Annotated in this window: 18 protein-coding genes; 3 read left to right on the top strand and 15 right to left on the bottom strand. The window is 57.7% G+C overall.

The window, feature by feature from the left end:
- Positions 1-4: 4 nt before the first annotated feature.
- Positions 5-1,093, top strand: a complete 1,089-nt coding sequence (locus NA619_RS07050; RefSeq protein WP_255961065.1) for a sensor histidine kinase — start codon at positions 5-7, stop codon at positions 1,091-1,093.
- 69 nt (positions 1,094-1,162) lie between these two features.
- Here NA619_RS07050 and NA619_RS07045 read toward each other — a convergent pair whose 3' ends face one another.
- Positions 1,163-1,783: a TetR/AcrR family transcriptional regulator gene (locus NA619_RS07045; protein ID WP_122165162.1), complete on the bottom strand. Its 621-nt coding sequence runs from the start codon at positions 1,781-1,783 to the stop codon at positions 1,163-1,165.
- A gap of 71 nt (positions 1,784-1,854) precedes the next feature.
- Here NA619_RS07045 and NA619_RS07040 point away from each other — a divergent pair, with 71 nt between their 5' ends.
- Positions 1,855-2,988, top strand: a complete 1,134-nt coding sequence (locus tag NA619_RS07040) for an aminotransferase class V-fold PLP-dependent enzyme (protein ID WP_255961064.1) — start codon at positions 1,855-1,857, stop codon at positions 2,986-2,988.
- Positions 2,989-3,215: 227 nt separating this feature from the next.
- Here the strand turns inward: NA619_RS07040 and NA619_RS07035 are convergent, their stop codons facing one another.
- The 14 genes from NA619_RS07035 to NA619_RS06970 all read right to left on the bottom strand — a co-directional run bounded on the left by NA619_RS07035 (position 3,216) and on the right by NA619_RS06970 (position 14,982).
- Positions 3,216-4,607 carry an amino acid permease gene (locus tag NA619_RS07035; protein ID WP_255961063.1) on the bottom strand — a complete coding sequence of 464 codons (1,392 nt, stop codon included), beginning with the start codon at positions 4,605-4,607 and terminating at the stop codon, positions 3,216-3,218.
- Positions 4,608-4,789: 182 nt separating this feature from the next.
- The gene (locus tag NA619_RS07030) at positions 4,790-5,575 is read right to left on the bottom strand and encodes a TatD family hydrolase (RefSeq protein WP_255961062.1); all 786 of its coding nucleotides are present in this window, start codon (positions 5,573-5,575) and stop codon (positions 4,790-4,792) included.
- Positions 5,576-5,696: 121 nt separating this feature from the next.
- Positions 5,697-6,053, bottom strand: coding sequence for a PilZ domain-containing protein (locus NA619_RS07025; RefSeq protein WP_019342489.1), 357 nt, complete (start codon positions 6,051-6,053; stop codon positions 5,697-5,699).
- A 31-nt stretch (positions 6,054-6,084) separates the two neighbouring features.
- Positions 6,085-7,107 carry a DNA polymerase III subunit delta' gene (locus NA619_RS07020; RefSeq protein WP_423836808.1) on the bottom strand — a complete coding sequence of 341 codons (1,023 nt, stop codon included), beginning with the start codon at positions 7,105-7,107 and terminating at the stop codon, positions 6,085-6,087.
- Positions 7,067-7,699, bottom strand: a complete 633-nt coding sequence (gene tmk, locus NA619_RS07015; RefSeq protein ID WP_255961060.1) for a dTMP kinase — start codon at positions 7,697-7,699, stop codon at positions 7,067-7,069. The genes NA619_RS07020 and tmk overlap by 41 nt, the downstream gene beginning before the upstream one ends.
- Positions 7,696-8,763 (bottom strand): endolytic transglycosylase MltG, encoded by a 1,068-nt coding sequence (gene mltG, locus NA619_RS07010; protein WP_255961059.1) that lies wholly within the window; start codon positions 8,761-8,763, stop codon positions 7,696-7,698. The genes tmk and mltG overlap by 4 nt, the downstream gene beginning before the upstream one ends.
- Positions 8,760-9,575 carry an aminodeoxychorismate lyase gene (pabC, locus tag NA619_RS07005; protein WP_255961148.1) on the bottom strand — a complete coding sequence of 272 codons (816 nt, stop codon included), beginning with the start codon at positions 9,573-9,575 and terminating at the stop codon, positions 8,760-8,762. Before pabC ends, mltG begins: the two co-directional genes overlap by 4 nt.
- 2 nt (positions 9,576-9,577) lie before the next feature.
- Positions 9,578-10,822, bottom strand: coding sequence for a beta-ketoacyl-ACP synthase II (gene fabF / locus NA619_RS07000; RefSeq protein WP_255961058.1), 1,245 nt, complete (start codon positions 10,820-10,822; stop codon positions 9,578-9,580).
- A 181-nt stretch (positions 10,823-11,003) separates the two neighbouring features.
- Entirely contained in the window at positions 11,004-11,240 is a 237-nt protein-coding gene (acpP, locus tag NA619_RS06995; protein WP_003283670.1) for an acyl carrier protein, read from the bottom strand.
- 189 nt (positions 11,241-11,429) lie between these two features.
- Positions 11,430-12,173: a 3-oxoacyl-ACP reductase FabG gene (gene fabG / locus NA619_RS06990; protein WP_158189368.1), complete on the bottom strand. Its 744-nt coding sequence runs from the start codon at positions 12,171-12,173 to the stop codon at positions 11,430-11,432.
- A 14-nt stretch (positions 12,174-12,187) separates the two neighbouring features.
- On the bottom strand, positions 12,188-13,126 hold the full coding sequence (gene fabD, locus NA619_RS06985; RefSeq protein ID WP_255961057.1) for an ACP S-malonyltransferase: 939 nt from the start codon (positions 13,124-13,126) through the stop codon (positions 12,188-12,190).
- A 59-nt stretch (positions 13,127-13,185) separates the two neighbouring features.
- Positions 13,186-14,256: a phosphate acyltransferase PlsX gene (gene plsX, locus NA619_RS06980; RefSeq protein ID WP_255961056.1), complete on the bottom strand. Its 1,071-nt coding sequence runs from the start codon at positions 14,254-14,256 to the stop codon at positions 13,186-13,188.
- 3 nt (positions 14,257-14,259) lie between these two features.
- On the bottom strand, positions 14,260-14,442 hold the full coding sequence (rpmF, locus tag NA619_RS06975) for a 50S ribosomal protein L32 (RefSeq protein ID WP_019342480.1): 183 nt from the start codon (positions 14,440-14,442) through the stop codon (positions 14,260-14,262).
- Positions 14,443-14,454: 12 nt separating this feature from the next.
- A complete protein-coding gene (locus NA619_RS06970; RefSeq protein WP_255961055.1) occupies positions 14,455-14,982 on the bottom strand; it encodes a YceD family protein in 528 nt (175 codons plus the stop codon).
- Positions 14,983-15,087: 105 nt separating this feature from the next.
- On the opposite strand from NA619_RS06970, the gene NA619_RS06965 reads away from it, so the two are divergent.
- Positions 15,088-15,666 carry a Maf family protein gene (locus NA619_RS06965; RefSeq protein ID WP_255961054.1) on the top strand — a complete coding sequence of 193 codons (579 nt, stop codon included), beginning with the start codon at positions 15,088-15,090 and terminating at the stop codon, positions 15,664-15,666.
- The last annotated feature ends 14 nt before the right edge of the window (positions 15,667-15,680 follow it).

Below are 15,680 nucleotides of genomic sequence, written 5' to 3'. Positions count from 1 at the left end.
ACTCGTGAAAAGGATCAATGCCGACAACGCGCAAGCAAGGGCTACCGCCTCCGAGGAACTGTTCCGGCTCGGACAGCAAACCGTTGAGGCGCGCGCGGTGCTGGCGGCATTGCATAAAGAACTGAACGACACCAACGCCCAGCTCGTCGACAGTCAGCAGATGGAGCAACTGATCGAGGCCAACCAGCAATTGGTTCTGGCGACATTGCTAGCTCAGTCGGATGCAGAGAGATCGCAGCTCACACAAGCAGAGCAGCAGCTAAGTCTGGATATGCGTGAAGCCAACGAACAATTGGTTACCGCCGCCTTGAGCGCAAAAGACCTGCAAGCCTCGGCCGAATTCGCGCTGGAGCAGCAAAGAAAAGTGCTCGCGTTGGTAGCTCACGAACTACGCAATCCCCTGACACCTATCAGCCTGATTGCTGGGCGTCTGGGGCGTACGCCAAGTGAGGAGCTGCCGCGCATGCAGGCCTTGATCGAGGGGCAGGTACGCCACATGTCTCGTCTGGTAGAAGATCTGCTCGACTTGGCGCGCGCCAGCACCGGCAAGTTCCGACTCAAATGTCGCGTTGTCGATATGGTAGAGACCATCCAAGAAGCTGTGGAGCTCTGCAGTCCGGCAATGATCGCGCGCGACATACACTTGAGCACATTACTGCCTGAGGGTGTACTGGCAATAAACGGTGACCCCATGCGGCTCGCTCAGATTCTCGGAAACCTGTTAGGTAACGCCGCCAAGTACACACCGGTCGGTGGCTCGGTCAGCCTATTGGCTACTGCCGAAGGGGACATAGTGGAGATCAGCATTCGCGACAACGGCATCGGGATCACAGCAAAAGCGCTACCGTTCATCTTCGAGCCATTCGTACAGGATGTGAATGCGGTTGGTTTCGACGGCGCAGGGCTGGGCATCGGTCTCACGGTGGTGCGCGAGTTGGTCGAGGCACACGGTGGCACGGTGACCGGCAAGAGTGAGGGAAGCGGCAAAGGAACTGAGCTGGTTGTGAGGCTTCCGTTACTGAACCCTGGAGAATCGCTGCCCGACGCACAGTTGTGGTCCAAACGTCAGCCCTTTTGCTCAACGGGCATCTGACCCTTAGCGCGGCCGCATCTGTTTTCCGAAGCACATGGCGACAAAATGCCCAGCCTCACCCCACCTGGATCAGTCTCGCTTGCGCTTGTTGCCCATCCGTACGCCGATGTCCATCAGGAACTGGAAGAAGCCTTCCTGATCTTCCAGGACGTTGCTCCAGAATGGCGAGTGATACAGCGCGACAGCGCCGTGCACCAACGCCCAGGCTGCGCAATAGTGGAAATAAGGTGGTACGTCTTCGAGTTTGCCTTCCGCGATGCGCCCCTTGATCAGCTGAGTCAGGTGTTCGAAGTTCGACGCGCGGATGCGGTGAAGCTCTTCGACCATTTCCGGCACTTGATTTCCCTTCACGACCTTCTCCTCGAGACGGTCGAACAGGCGATAGCGCTGAGGGTCACCCATGCGGAATTCGAAGTAAGCACGGGACAGCGCTTCCTTGTCCTGATCCAGGCTGGGTGAGTGCAAGAGCTCATTCAGGTCGCGCTCGTAATCAAGCATCAAGCGGAGATAGATCTCGGCCTTTGATTTGAAGTGCTTGTAAATGGTGCCTTTGCCGATTCCCACCTTGTCGGCGATCATCTCGACGGTGACGCTGTCTTCCCCCTGATCAAGGAATAACTGGAGCGCCGTATCGAGAATCTCTTGTTCGCGACGGCGAAATTCGCGGACCTTACGGGATTCATTTTGCATAAGAGGCTGCGGGTTGAAATCGAAGCAGAAGATTATGCCTATTTAGTCAGAAAATGCACGGAACATCGCCCATGAGTACATTGAGTGACGAATTTCCCCAAATCGAAGGCTTGCGATACCTGAATCACGCCTCTGTTGCCCCATGGCCGCGCCGCGCAACTGAGGCCGTGATTGCGTTCGCTCAGCAGAACATGACTATTGGTGCACGCGACTACCCGCAATGGCTCACAGTCGAGAACAGGCTGCGCGAGCGCCTCGTCAGATTGCTCAACGCCCCAAGCACCGCCGATGTGGCGCTGGTCAAGAACACCTCCGAAGCGCTCTCGTTCGTGGCTTTCGGCCTGGATTGGAGGCCAGGTGACCAGATCGTCATCAGTGACGAGGAATTCCCTTCCAACCGCGTGGTGTGGGAAGCGTTGAAGCCGCAGGGAGTCGAGATCATTCAAGTCAGCCTCAAGGGCAATGATCCGGAGGGCGCACTGTTGGCGGCCTGTGGACCCAAAGTTCGCTTGTTGGCGGTCAGCGCCGTGCAGTACGCCAGCGGTTTACGGCTCGATCTGGCACGACTTGGCCAAGGCTGCGATCAACACGGCGTACTCTTCTGCATCGATGCCATCCAGCAGATCGGCGCGCTGCCCTTCGATGTCCAGAACTACCACTGCGCGTTCGCTATGGCGGACGGCCACAAATGGATGCTCGGCCCGGAAGGACTTGGTGTCTTCTATTGCCGCAGCGACCTGCGTGAGCAGCTGCGGCTACACGAATACGGCTGGCACATGCTCGAGCATGCGGGCGACTACGACCGCAGTGACTGGCAGCCAGCGGCAAGTGCGCGCCGTTTCGAATGCGGCAGCCCGAATCTGCTCGGTGCCATGGCGTTGGACGCCAGCCTTTCGCTGTTGGAAGAGATTGGTATGAGCGCCGTAGGCAAGGGACTGAGCGAGCGCATCGATCATTTTCAGCGTGAGCTGTCAGGCATGCGAGGGGTGGAGATTCTGAGCCCCACCGATCCGCACCGCCGGGCCGGGATTATGACCTTCAGAGTCAATGGCTGGGAAAACCCGGAGCTGTTCCAAAGGCTTAAGGCCGAGCAGATTGTCTGTGCGCTGCGGGGCGGCGGTATCAGGCTATCGCCGCATTTCTACACCGAATACGAGGTGATCGAGCAGTCATTGGCAATCGTCCGCAGCCTTGGCGCAAAGTGAGCGATCAAGGCGCGTGCAACTATTCCAAATCCGTTTTAAAAAGCGGCGAATCGGCCGGCAGACTTGCTCATCCCGGCCAATACTTCAGTCACTGGCCGCGCAATCCCCCCAATGCCCGGCCAGCTGAGGAAGCGAGGAACGTGACCTCATTACTCCTAATGGTCTTGACCCGGCTTCCTTAGACGCCGGGTTTTTTTTGCCTGGTGCGCAGGCCTAGCGTCTCAACCTTAAGTGGTGCGCTTGCTGAACTGCCTTAGCTTAAAGCACAGCCAGATGAACAGCGCCCAGAAAGGGATGGCAATGATGGAGGTACGCAGTCCAGGCATCGACAACATGATGACAGCGATCAAAGCCACGAAGGCTAGGCACAGGTAGTTGCTGAATGGATACCAGAAGGCTTTGAACGACGGCTCGATACCTTGCATTTGCATTGACTTGCGGAATTTCAGATGTGCCAGGCTGATCATCGCCCAGTTGATCAGCAGCGCCGCAACCACCAGCGACATCAGCAGCTCAAGCGCGCCTTGAGGCAGCAGATAATTGACCAGCACGCAAAGCATGGTGACCAGCGCAGAGAGCGCGATCGCCAATACCGGAACGCCGCGACGGTTCACGCTCATGAACACCTTCGGCGCATCACCCTGCTCCGCAAGGCCATACAGCATGCGGCTATTGCAGTACACGCCACTGTTGTAGACCGATAGCGCCGCGGTGAGCACCACGAAATTGAGGATGTGCGCCGCAGTGTCACTCCCTATCAGAGAAAAGATCTGCACGAAGGGGCTGCCGCTGTAGGGGTCGCCCGCAGCACCAAGGGTCTCGAGCAAACTGTCCCAGGGATATAGCGCGAGCAGTACGCTCAGCGCACCGATGTAGAAGATCAGAATTCGGTAAACGACCTGATTGATGGCTTTCGGGATGACCGTTTTCGGGTCCGACGCCTCTGCCGCGGTGATTCCGACCAGTTCGAGTCCGCCGAACGAAAACATGATGATCGCCAGCGCCATGACCATCCCGCTGATGCCGTTGGGAAAGAACCCGCCGTGGCTCCAGAGATTGCTGAAGCTGGCCTGCTCGCCTCCGCTGCCGCTCAGCAACAAGTACAGGCCCAGCGCAATCATGCCGACGATGGCACCCACTTTTACGATGGCGAACCAGAATTCCGTTTCGCCAAAGGTTCGGACGTTTACCAGGTTGATCAGATTGATCAGCACGAAGAACGCCGCAGCGGTTACCCACGTAGGCACCTCTGGCCACCAGAACTGCACGTATTTGCCGACCGCCGTCAGCTCGGCCATTCCCACCAGAACGTAAAGCACCCAGTAATTCCAGCCAGAAAGGAAGCCCGCATACGGTGTCCAGTACTTGTGAGCAAAATGACTGAACGATCCGGCGACCGGCTCTTCGACGATCATCTCGCCCAGTTGCCGCATGATCAGAAAGGCAATCATGCCGCCAATGGCATAGCCGAGAATCATTGAAGGCCCGGCACTGCGAAGCACGCCTGCCGAACCGAGGAAGAGGCCAGTGCCGATGGCCCCACCAAGTGCGATCAGTTGGATGTGCCGATTCTTCAAACCGCGCTGAAGCGGTCCCGTGTGCAGCGTCTCGCTGGACATGACGTCACCTTGTCTGGGTTGTGACGAGTGGTCGCCGAAAACAGGAGCCGCGACGCATGGATTCGAATGCACCCGTTGCGTCGATGCTCGACGTCTCGGAAGGCATCTCGAAGCGGCGCGGATTGTACATGCCCGCCGAGTTCCTGGCTTGCGTATGACCAGCCTGCGACGGCTGGCCGCAATCAGAAACCGATGCGGGCCAGCGGGAACAGCCGTTTAAAATTGGCAGTGGTCTGTGAAGCCAAGGTTTCGAAATCGACACCGCGCAAGTCAGCCAGGAACTCGGCCACTTCGCGTACGTATTGCGGCAGGTTCGATTTGCCCCGATAGGGAATTGGTGCCAAGTAGGGTGAGTCCGTTTCCACCAGCAGACGATCCGCCGGAACGCGACGCGCCACATCCCGCAGTGCATCAGCATTGCGAAACGTGACGATACCGGATAGCGAGATGTAAAAACCCAGGTCCAGTGCCGCCTTGGCCATGTCCCAGTCTTCGGTGAAGCAGTGCAGCACGCCGGCCTGAGTCAAAGCCGCCTCACGAAGCAGGTCCAACGTGTCCGACCGCGCGGCACGAGTATGGACGATCACTGGTTTGCCGCAGATCTGCGCCGCCTCCAGATGCAGCCGAAAGGACTCCTGCTGCAGTTCCGCGGCCTCGGGTTCATAGTGGTAATCGAGCCCCGTCTCGCCAATCGCAACTACGCCGGGCGCCTCCAGCTCACCGAGCAGCCAGTCCAGCGCAGGTTCGGTACCAGGCTTGAGATCCAGCGGGTGCACGCCAACTGAACAGTCAACATCCTTGTATCGCTGCGCGAGTGCCTTGACTGCCGCGGTGTTATCAGCGCTCACGCCTATACAGAGGAAATGCCCTACGCCACACTCACGCGCAGCATCAAGGGCTTTGTCGAGACAGCCATCATGTGCGGAGAGATCGAGACGATCCAGGTGGCAATGCGAGTCGACCAGCATGAATATCATCCGAACCAAAAGCCGGTGATTGTAAGGCAAAGACGGTCAGCAGGTCGCCGCCGGATCGATCCGCGCAATGCAGGAGGGAAACTAAAAGGGAATAGGCGAGCAGTACGCCGGGTTACATGGTGTGGGTGGGACGATCGGACTTCATTGCGCCAGCAAGATAGGTTTCGATTTTGTTACGAGCGGTCGAGTCACCCTCGTTGAACTGCACACCTACCCCAGCCGCCCGATTGCCCTGTGCGCCTTTGGGGGTGATCCAGACGACTTTACCTGCAACCGGAATTTTCTCAGGCTCGTCCATCAGGCTGAGAAGCATGAACACTTCATCGCCCAGCTTGTAGCTCTTGTTGGTAGGGATGAACAATCCGCCATGCTTGATGAAAGGCATGAACGCCGCATAAAGCACGGACTTGTCCTTGATCGTCAGAGACAGAATGCCGTTACGCGGACCAAGGTTTGCAGGCAAGCTCATGCGGTATTCCTAACAACAATTCCGGTGGATTCTAGCTTGGCCCGGGCAAGCTTGCCCACTGCACCAGCAACGCTTCGAGAAGCAAGACACGGTTGAGGTTGGCTTTACCCAGCACTTTCTGCCTGTGGGCCAACAACCAGTCCTGTAACGCCAGCAGTTTAGACGCAGAAGTCTTCTGCCCCAGATACTGAATGACCTTTTGCATATCGGCAGCGCCGAGCTCTGCTTCATCGCCGGTCATGTGGAATCGCAGTATCAGGTGCGCCCACTCGCAGAACCAGTCAAACAGAAGAAGCAACGGCAACGGGTTCCACGCTTCGGCCAGTTGGCTGGGCGACTGCTGTCGCTTCAAAAGACCTTTTACCCCTTCGACCACCTGCACCCGCATCGCCAGAACACCAGCGCCATGCAGATTGAGCGCCGCCAGAGGCGAGTTGGCTGCCAGGCTCAACAGCTCTTCGCGCTCGACGGCGGGCAGCTCCGGAAGCTTGGCTGCCAACCAATCAAGGCTCTGCTGACGGCCCGGCAAAGGACAGCTCTGCTGGACGCAGCGACTCTTGATCGTCGGGAGCAAACGGCTTGGCTGATGGCTGATCAACAGCAATACGGTATCACCCGCCGGCTCTTCGAGGCTCTTGAGCAGTGCATTGGACGCATTAAGGTTCATTGCCTCGGCGGGCTCGAGTAACACCACCTTACGCCCGCCAAGTTGCGCAGTTTGAGTGACGAATCCGACCAACTGGCGAACCTGGTCCACCCGAATAGCCTTGTCGACCTCCTCCGGCTCGAGGATGTAATGGTCAGGATGGGTATGCGCTGCAAGCAACATGCAACCTTTACAGCTGCCGCAGGCGCCGTCCTCCGCCGGCCGCTGACACAGCAGGAGCGCCATCAGCCGTTCGGCCAAGGCACGCTTACCGATCCCAGCCGGGCCATGGAGCAAGTAGGCATGCGCGTGCTGCTGGCGGCCTGCCAACAGATCCCAGAGGTCTGCCTGCCAAGGAAGAATGGCGTCAGCCAAGTGTACGCTCCAACAGCTCAGGCAAAAGCGCATCCAGATCCTGCTGCACGGCTGTCAGCGACTGCCCAGCGTCGACCACTCGATACCGCTGAGGATTCTGTCCTGCGCGGTTGAGATAGGCGCTGCGCACAGCTTCGAAGAAATCGAGCCCTTCCTGCTCGAATCGATCAAGGCGTCCGCGAGCAGCCGCACGACTCAACCCAACCTCGACCGGCAAGTCGAAAATCAACGTCAGATCCGGCCGCTTATCGCCCTGCACGAAATGCTCAAGCTGCTCAATACGCTGAACAGACAGTCCGCGCCCCCCACCCTGGTACGCGTAAGTCGCATCGGTGAACCTATCGCAAAGCACGACTGCACCACGCGCAAGTGCCGGGTGAATGACCTGAGCGAGATGCTGCGCCCGTGCGGCGAAAACCAGAAGTAGCTCAGTATCGCTATTCATGGGCTCGTCAGCCGGGGTTAACAACAGCTCGCGGATGCGCTCGGCCAGAGGCGTTCCGCCAGGCTCGCGGGTCAATACAACATCAAGGCCATGCTCGCGAAGGCGTTGCGCCAGATACTCGCGGTTAGTGCTCTTGCCCGCACCCTCGGGGCCTTCCAGGGTAATGAAGAGACCAGTCACTGGGCATTCTCGGTAGGCGCCGGAGCTTGTCGGGGCGGTGGGCTGGATCGGTAATCAGCGCGGCGCTTGAGCTGATATTCGCGCACCGCACGGTTGTGATCGTCCAGGGAATTGCTGAATACATGGCTGCCGTCGCCACGCGCGACGAAGTAAAGGCTTTCACCATCCACCGGATTCAGTGCGGCATTGATGGCTTCGCGGCCAACCATTGCGATCGGGGTGGGGGGCAGGCCGCTGTTGGTGTAGGTGTTGTAAGGCGTGGCTTTTCGCAAATCGTTGCGCGTGATGCGCCCTTGATACTGTTCACCCATGCCGTAGATGACCGTAGGGTCGGTCTGCAACAACATGCCTCGCTCGAGCCGCCGAACAAAAACACCCGAGATCTCCCGGCGCTCTGACGGAACGCCGGTTTCCTTCTCGATGATCGAAGCCATGATCAGCGCTTCATATGGGCTTTGATATGGCAAACCCTCGCTGCGCTTCTGCCATTCCTCGGCGAGTACGGCCTCCAGCCGAGCGTAAGCTCGCTGAAGCAATTCGAGGTCGGTCACCCCGCGGGTAAATCTGTAGGTGTCGGGAAAGAATCTTCCCTCAGGATGCAGTTCGGGCTGTCCAAGCCTAGTCATTACCTCGGCATCGGTTGCGCCGACCAAGGTCTGTTGAACTGTTGGTAATGCGCTTAACGCAGCTCGAACCTGGCGGAAGTTCCAGCCTTCGACAATGGTCAAGGTGTGCTGAACGACCTCGCCACGCTGCCAGAGCTGGATCATGTCATGCGCGGTCATGTCTGGGCGCAGCTGATACTCGCCGCTGTGCAACGTATAACCGGATAGTTTCAATCGCCAATGCGCCCGTAACCAGAACGAGTCACTCAGGACGCCGTCGCGCTCAAGGCGTTGAAACAGGCCGCTGGGCGTATCTCCCGGCTGCACTTCGAGCGTCTGAACCTCACTCAGCTGCAGAGGTTGTTCCAGAGCCGAATGAAGTTTCCAGAAGATCAGGCCAAGTGCCACAGCAGCAATCAGAACGGCGCCCAAGAGCGCAAAAGACAATTTTCGAATCACGTGTTGCTCGACAGATCAGCTACCAGACGCTGAAGTTTACGTGTGAGCGGACCCACCGACCAGACACAGGCCTCGATTTGCCGCACAGGCCAAACGCCATACAAGCTGTTGCACATGAACACCTCGTCAGCATCGAGTAGGCGTTCGAGCGTGATGTCCGTGACCAGGGTATCGACTCCAATCAAGCCAGCCCTCTCCAGCAGCTCTTCTCGCATCACTCCGGCGACACCGCACCGATCAAGCGCAGGCGTCAAAAGCTTGCCAGACTCGATAATAAACAGGTTGCTGAAGACGCCTTCTATAACGCGCCCGGACATATCTCGCATCAATCCTTCGGCATAGGCGGGATCCTGCCATTCACTACGGGCGAGAACCTGTTCCAGTCGATTGAGGTGCTTGAGGCCGGCAAGAAGTGGCTGCTCTGCAAGGCGAGTCGTGCAGGAGTAAAGTTTCACTCCCTGCGTGGAGTGAGCGTCTGGATAGTTTGGAAAGGGAGACCCGAGAATGATGGTTCGCGGAATAACGGGGTCGGGCTGGGCATAACCCCGTCTACCCTCGCCGCGACTGACAATCAACTTGGCCACACCGTCGACAAGCTCAACGCTGAAAGCCGTGAGCTGCCTGCGTAGCGCTTCGCTATTGCAGGGAATCGCCAGGGTCCGGCAGCCTCGCTTCAACCTGTCGAGGTGCCGATCTAGTAGTTCCGGACGGCCGTCTACAACCTTGATCGTTTCAAACAGGCCGTCACCGTAAGCGAGCCCTCGATCATGAACAGACAACCCATCAGAGGGCTGTCCGTCCACCCAGCTCAGTGTCACTCGGTGAACCGGCGGAATACCAGCGAACCATTGGTACCACCGAAACCAAATGAATTCGAGACAGCGACATCGATTGTCCGGGGCTTTGCCACATGCGGTACGAAGTCGAGATCGCAGCCCTCACCAGGCTCATCGAGGTTGATCGTCGGCGGCGCCACCTGATCGCGGATGGCGAGCACACTGAATATCGCCTCTACTGCGCCTGCAGCACCTAGCAGATGCCCCACCATGGATTTGGTCGAGCTTACCGACAGATCATAAGCATGACTGCCGAACACCGTTCTGATCGCAGCCGCCTCAGCCTTGTCACCGGCCGGTGTCGAAGTACCGTGAGCATTGATGTAATGGACCTGGGCGGTATCTATGCCGGCATCCACGATCGCGTTTCGGATGCAACGAGCGGCACCTGCGCCATCGTCCGGCGGCGAGGTCATATGAAACGCATCTGCACTCATGCCGAAACCGATCAGCTCCGCATAAATTTTTGCACCGCGTGCCTTGGCATGCTCGAGCTCTTCAAGAACCAGTGCGCCAGCACCATCGGACAATACGAAGCCGTCCCGGTCCTTGTCCCACGGCCGGCTTGCTGCAGCCGGATCATCGTTGCGCGTCGATAGCGCCCTGGCCGCGGCGAAGCCGCCGATTCCCAGACCACTTGCTGCCATTTCCGAACCGCCTGCAACCATGACGTCAGCTTCACCGTAAGCGATGTTACGTGCGGCCATACCGATGCAATGCGTACCAGTCGTACAGGCTGTAGCGATAGCGTAGTTTGGACCTTGCAGCCCCAGATGGATCGACAGAAAGCCCGAAACCATATTGATGATCGAGCCGGGGACGAAAAACGGCGAGATGCGCCGTGGTCCCTGCTCGATGAGGGCCTTGCAGCTGTTCTCAATATTGGTCAGACCGCCAATTCCGGAGCCCATGGCCACGCCGATGCGCTCGCGATTGGCATCGGTAATTTCCAGTCCGGAATCACGCACCGCCTGGAAACTGGCAGCCAGGCCGTACTGGATGAAGAGATCGAGCTTGCGCGCCTCTTTCGCTGGCAGATACTGCTCAACGTCGAAATTCTTTACTGATCCGCCAAAGCGAGTGGAGTAGGCGGAAAGATCCATGTGCTCAATCAGGCCGATACCACTGCGGCCGGCGAGAATACCCTGCCAGCTGCTTGGCACATCGTTACCCAGCGGCGATAGCATGCCCATCCCGGTGATTACGACGCGTCTACGCGACACAGCAATTCTCCTTGCATTATTCGCCACACTCTTCGCCGCTTGCATTCGCAACGGACAACGAGCCGGGCCTTCACAGACATCGGCCAATCGGCACGACCAGCTGGTACAACTAACTCAAACAAAAGCCGCACTGCTCTGTTTAGGAGCAGTGCGGCTTACTGGTTCGAAGCAGGATTACAACTTACTGCGCGTGCGCGTTGATGTAATCGATTGCTTCTTGAACAGTGGTGATCTTCTCAGCTTGCTCGTCAGGGATTTCAGTCTCGAATTCCTCTTCCAGAGCCATCACCAGCTCAACGGTGTCAAGGGAGTCGGCACCCAGGTCTTCGACGAAGGAAGCGCTGTTGGTGACTTCCTCTTCTTTGACGCCAAGTTGCTCAGCAACGATTTTCTTGACGCGTTCTTCGATGGTGCTCATACCTTGTTTTCACTCCTATGGAAAAATCAGGCAGCTGGTCTGCGCGGTAGTGTATAGAAAGCGTTTTCCGCATTTCAAGCTGAAAGCGGGCAAGCATGACTCCGCTTTCAACCATCTGTCTATATCAAAACCGCAGTTTTATAACGAAACGGACCAGCCTTCATTACTGCATGATGACTTGGCGTCACGCTAGCTCATGTACATGCCGCCGTTCACCGGAACCGTTGCTCCCGTGACATAGGCAGCACCGTCCGAAGCCAGAAAAGCGACAACCTTGGCAATCTCTTCCGCTTGGCCGAGACGCCCCAAAGGGATCTGCCCCAGCAATGCGTCACGCTGAGCTTCAGGCAGCTCACGCGTCATATCCGTATCGATGAAGCCAGGTGCAACCGCATTGACCGTAATGCCTCGCGAACCGACTTCACGCGCCAATGCCCGGCTAAAACCTTCAAGCCCGGCCTTGGCTGCGGCGTAGTTTACCTGCCCGGCGTTGCCCATGGCACCCACCACCGAACCGATACTGATAATTCTGCCCCAGCGGGCCTTCGTCATCCCCCGCAAAACGCCTTTGGTGAGCCGATACAAGCTGCTGAGATTGGTATTGATCACGTCATGCCATTCGTCATCCTTCATCCGCAACATCAGATTATCGCGGGTGATGCCTGCATTATTGACAAGGATGGCGGGCTGACCGAGATGCTGTTGAATATGCTCCAGTGTGGTAGCTACGGACTCGTCACTTGTGACGTCCAGCACCAGACCCGCACCTTCGATGCCATTTTCCTTTAACGTTTCAGCGATACGCTCGGCGCCTGAAGAGGAAGTCGCAGTGCCAATCACGATGGCACCCTGCCGACCAAGCTCAAGCGCAATGGCCTGGCCAATACCGCGGCTAGCACCCGTCACCAGAGCGACTTTGCCTTGCAGATTCATAAATATCTCCTAGTTCAGACCAGTGCGCCGCGCGCGGCGGCGAAAGCTTCCGGGGTGTCCAGATTGTAGGTATTAATACCCTTGACGCAGCGCTTGTTAAGACCCGAGAGCACCTTTCCGGGGCCGCATTCAACCAGCTCGGTAACACCGCCCCCATTCAACACAACGATAGTCTCCACCCAGCGAACCGGACTGTAGAGCTGAGCCAAAAGATTTCGTCTGAGGGTATCGAGATCGGAAACGATCTCCGCGCTGACATTCTGGACCAGAGGGAGCTCAGGCGCTTGCCACGCGGCCTGATTGATGGCGTCGGCAAAGCGTTCCGCTGCAGGACGCATCAGCTCGCAATGCGACGGCACACTGACCGGCAGGGGCATGGCGCGCTTGGCACCTTTTGCCTTGCAAGCCTCGATGGCCCGTTCTACAGCCGCAGCGCTGCCGGCGATCACAACTTGGCCCGGGGCATTGAAATTGACAGCGCTAACGACTTCGCCTTGCGCCACTTCGCCGCAGGCAGCCAGGACGTCAGCGTCGTCAAGACCAAGGATCGCCGCCATGCCGCCAGTACCGACAGGCACCGCTTGCTGCATAAGCTGGCCACGGAGCTCAACCAACTTTACCGCATCGTGAAATGGCAGACTGCCCGCCGCCACAAGCGCGGAGTATTCGCCCAGGCTGTGCCCTGCTAAATATGCCGGCTTCACGCCACCTTCCGCCAACCACAACCGCCAGAGAGCGATCGAAGCGGCAAGAATGGCTGGCTGGGTTCTGTCGGTCTGATTCAGCCGCTCGTCTGGGCCCTGCTGGCAGAGCTCCCACAGATCGTAGCCTAGCGCAGACGAAGCTTCTGCAAAGGTGTCAATGATCATTGATTGGTGGGCACCATGCTCAGCCAGCATACCAACGGCCTGGGAGCCTTGACCCGGAAAGACGAATGCAAGTGATGCAGACATGAAACCGCTCTCTTATGGTTGTTCGTCTGGAAGAAAACGCCCTTGAGGCGCATCGAATTTCAGTTGGATGGCGAGCTGCCGGCGGCGGTCACATCATTCCCGGCATTAATCGACCGACTGGTCACCAGCATATGCTCAAGCCGACTGTGCAGCTGCTCGGGCAAGTTGTGCTCTAGATCCTGCGCTGCTCGCAGGATAGCTGCACGAAAACCCTCCGCCCCTGCACCGCCATGGCTTTTAACGACGATTCCCTGAAGGCCGAGAAAACTGGCACCGTTGTATTGCGCAGGACGCAGGTCCGCACGCAGCTGTCGCAAAAGTGGAAGAGCCAGCACCCCGACCAGCCGCGAGAACAATGATCGCCGGAAGAGCGCCTCGACACGAACTGCAACCATATGGGCAAGGCCTTCGCTGGACTTAAGGAGAATGTTTCCTACAAATCCGTCACATACGGCTACGTCGGTCTCGCCACGAAACAGCCCGTCGCCTTCGGCGAAGCCCTGGTAATTGATATCGGCCGCTTGCTGCAGAAGGCAGGCCGCAGCCTTGACCTGCTGATTTCCTTTGATTTCTTCGGTGCCTATGTTCAATAAAGAAACACGCGGCCGGTCGATACCGAAGCTTTGCGCCGCAACCGACCCCATCACCGCGAACTGATAGAGCTGTTCGGCGGAGCAATCCACGTTAGCCCCAAGATCAAGTAATAGGCATGGCCCCTTGAGAGTGGGAATTGCAGTCATCATCGCCGGCCGGTCGACCCCAGGCAGCGTCTTGAGAATCTGCCTGGCGAGCGCCATTAACGCCCCAGTATTACCCGCACTGACACAGGCATGGGCTTGACCATCACGCACGAGCTCAAGGGCAACTCGCATGGAGGCACGAGGCTTGGTGCGCAAAGCCTGGGCAGGACGCTCATCCATGCCGATCACCTCTTCGGCATCAATAACGTTCAGGCGCGAGCGGTCGACACCCTGGGTTTGGGCGATGAGTTCTTCAACAATAGAGGATTGGCCGACAAGGGCCAGATGCAGCGAGGGGACTTCAGCCAGGCATTTGAGACTGGCCGGGACAATGCAGTGGGGACCGAAGTCCCCACCCATTGCATCGATCGCTATGACCGGGACAGACAAGATTTACTCGTCAGCGCCCTTGTCGATCACTTTACGACCACGGTAGAAACCTTCCGGGGAAACGTGATGGCGCAGGTGAACTTCACCGGTGCTCTTTTCCACGGACAGGGCGTTCGGCTCGAGTGCGTCATGGGAACGACGCATGTCACGGGCGGAACGGGATTTTTTGTTCTGCTGAACAGCCATTGGGATCAACTCCTAAACGTTTGGGTCACGCTTTAACTGAGCCAGTACGCTGAACGGGTTGGACCGCGATACCTCGTCCTCATTCGGCTCGGGCTCATCAGGCCCAGCCGGCGGCTGGCAAATTTCTTGGTCATGGAGTGGAACAATCGGAAGAGCAAGCAGAAGCTCCTCTTCAACCAGCGCCAGCAGATCCAGAGGATCCTCTCCCACTTCCAGCACGTCGTAGCCCTTAGGCAGGTGCTGACTGCTCGACCCTTCATTCACAACGGCATAATCGCACTCGCTGTGAATAGGAAGAACAACCGGCTCCAGACAGCGCTGGCAAATCATGGTTACCTCAACATCCAGCTCGCTGTGGATAACCACAGCACGCTGCTCGTCACGCCCGAACTCAAAACTGACGTGCACCACACCCTTATCGTCCTCAAGAGGATCGACAAGCCGCTTCAGCTCAGACAATTGCAGCTCACCCTTAAGGGCAGCCGCTCGGTCGGCGAGCTTGCGCGGATCAACGTGCGGAGGTATTGGTCCTTTCAACATAAGCGCGGCATTCTAGGGATGCGCTCCTCGACTGTCAAAGGAATTCAACCCCATAATTTAGCTCCCCCGACAGTCAAAACTGACTCCCATATAAAAGGAAGGAAAATGCGCCAACTGCTTCTCGCATCCAGCTCTCGCTATCGACGCGAGCTTCTCTCACGCCTGAGGCTGGCATTCGAATGCAGCGCACCGGAGATAGATGAAACCGCACGTGCTGACGAGCTGCCAGACCAACTGGTGCGCCGGCTGGCCTATGAAAAAGCTCAAGCATTGACCGGAAGCCATCGAGACCACCTCATCATCGGATCAGATCAGGTGGCCGTGCTGGAGCACAGCATCCTAGGCAAACCCCACACGTTTGACCGAGCCAAACGGCAACTGCAAGCGTGCAGCGGAAAAAGCTTGGATTTTCTGACCGGGTTGGTATTGCTGGACAGCCGAACCGGGTCTGCACAGATCGACTGCGTACGTTACACCGTGCACTTCAGGCAACTCGATGAGCGCCAGATCGATCGATACCTGCACGCCGAGCAACCCTTCGATTGTGCAGGAAGCTTCAAAGCCGAAGGTTTGGGTATCAGCCTGTTCCGCGCCACGGAGGGAACGGACATCACCAGCCTTGTCGGATTACCGCTGATAAGGCTGGTAGATATGCTCAATGAAGCCGGGGTAAAGGTGCCTTAACAGTAGAGCATGGC

This window comes from Stutzerimonas stutzeri (genome assembly GCF_024448895.1).
GTDB classification, from domain to species: Bacteria; Pseudomonadota; Gammaproteobacteria; order Pseudomonadales; family Pseudomonadaceae; genus Stutzerimonas; species Stutzerimonas stutzeri_Q.
Note: the sequence above shows the minus strand (reverse complement) of the source record. Positions and strands in the feature narration are given on the sequence as shown.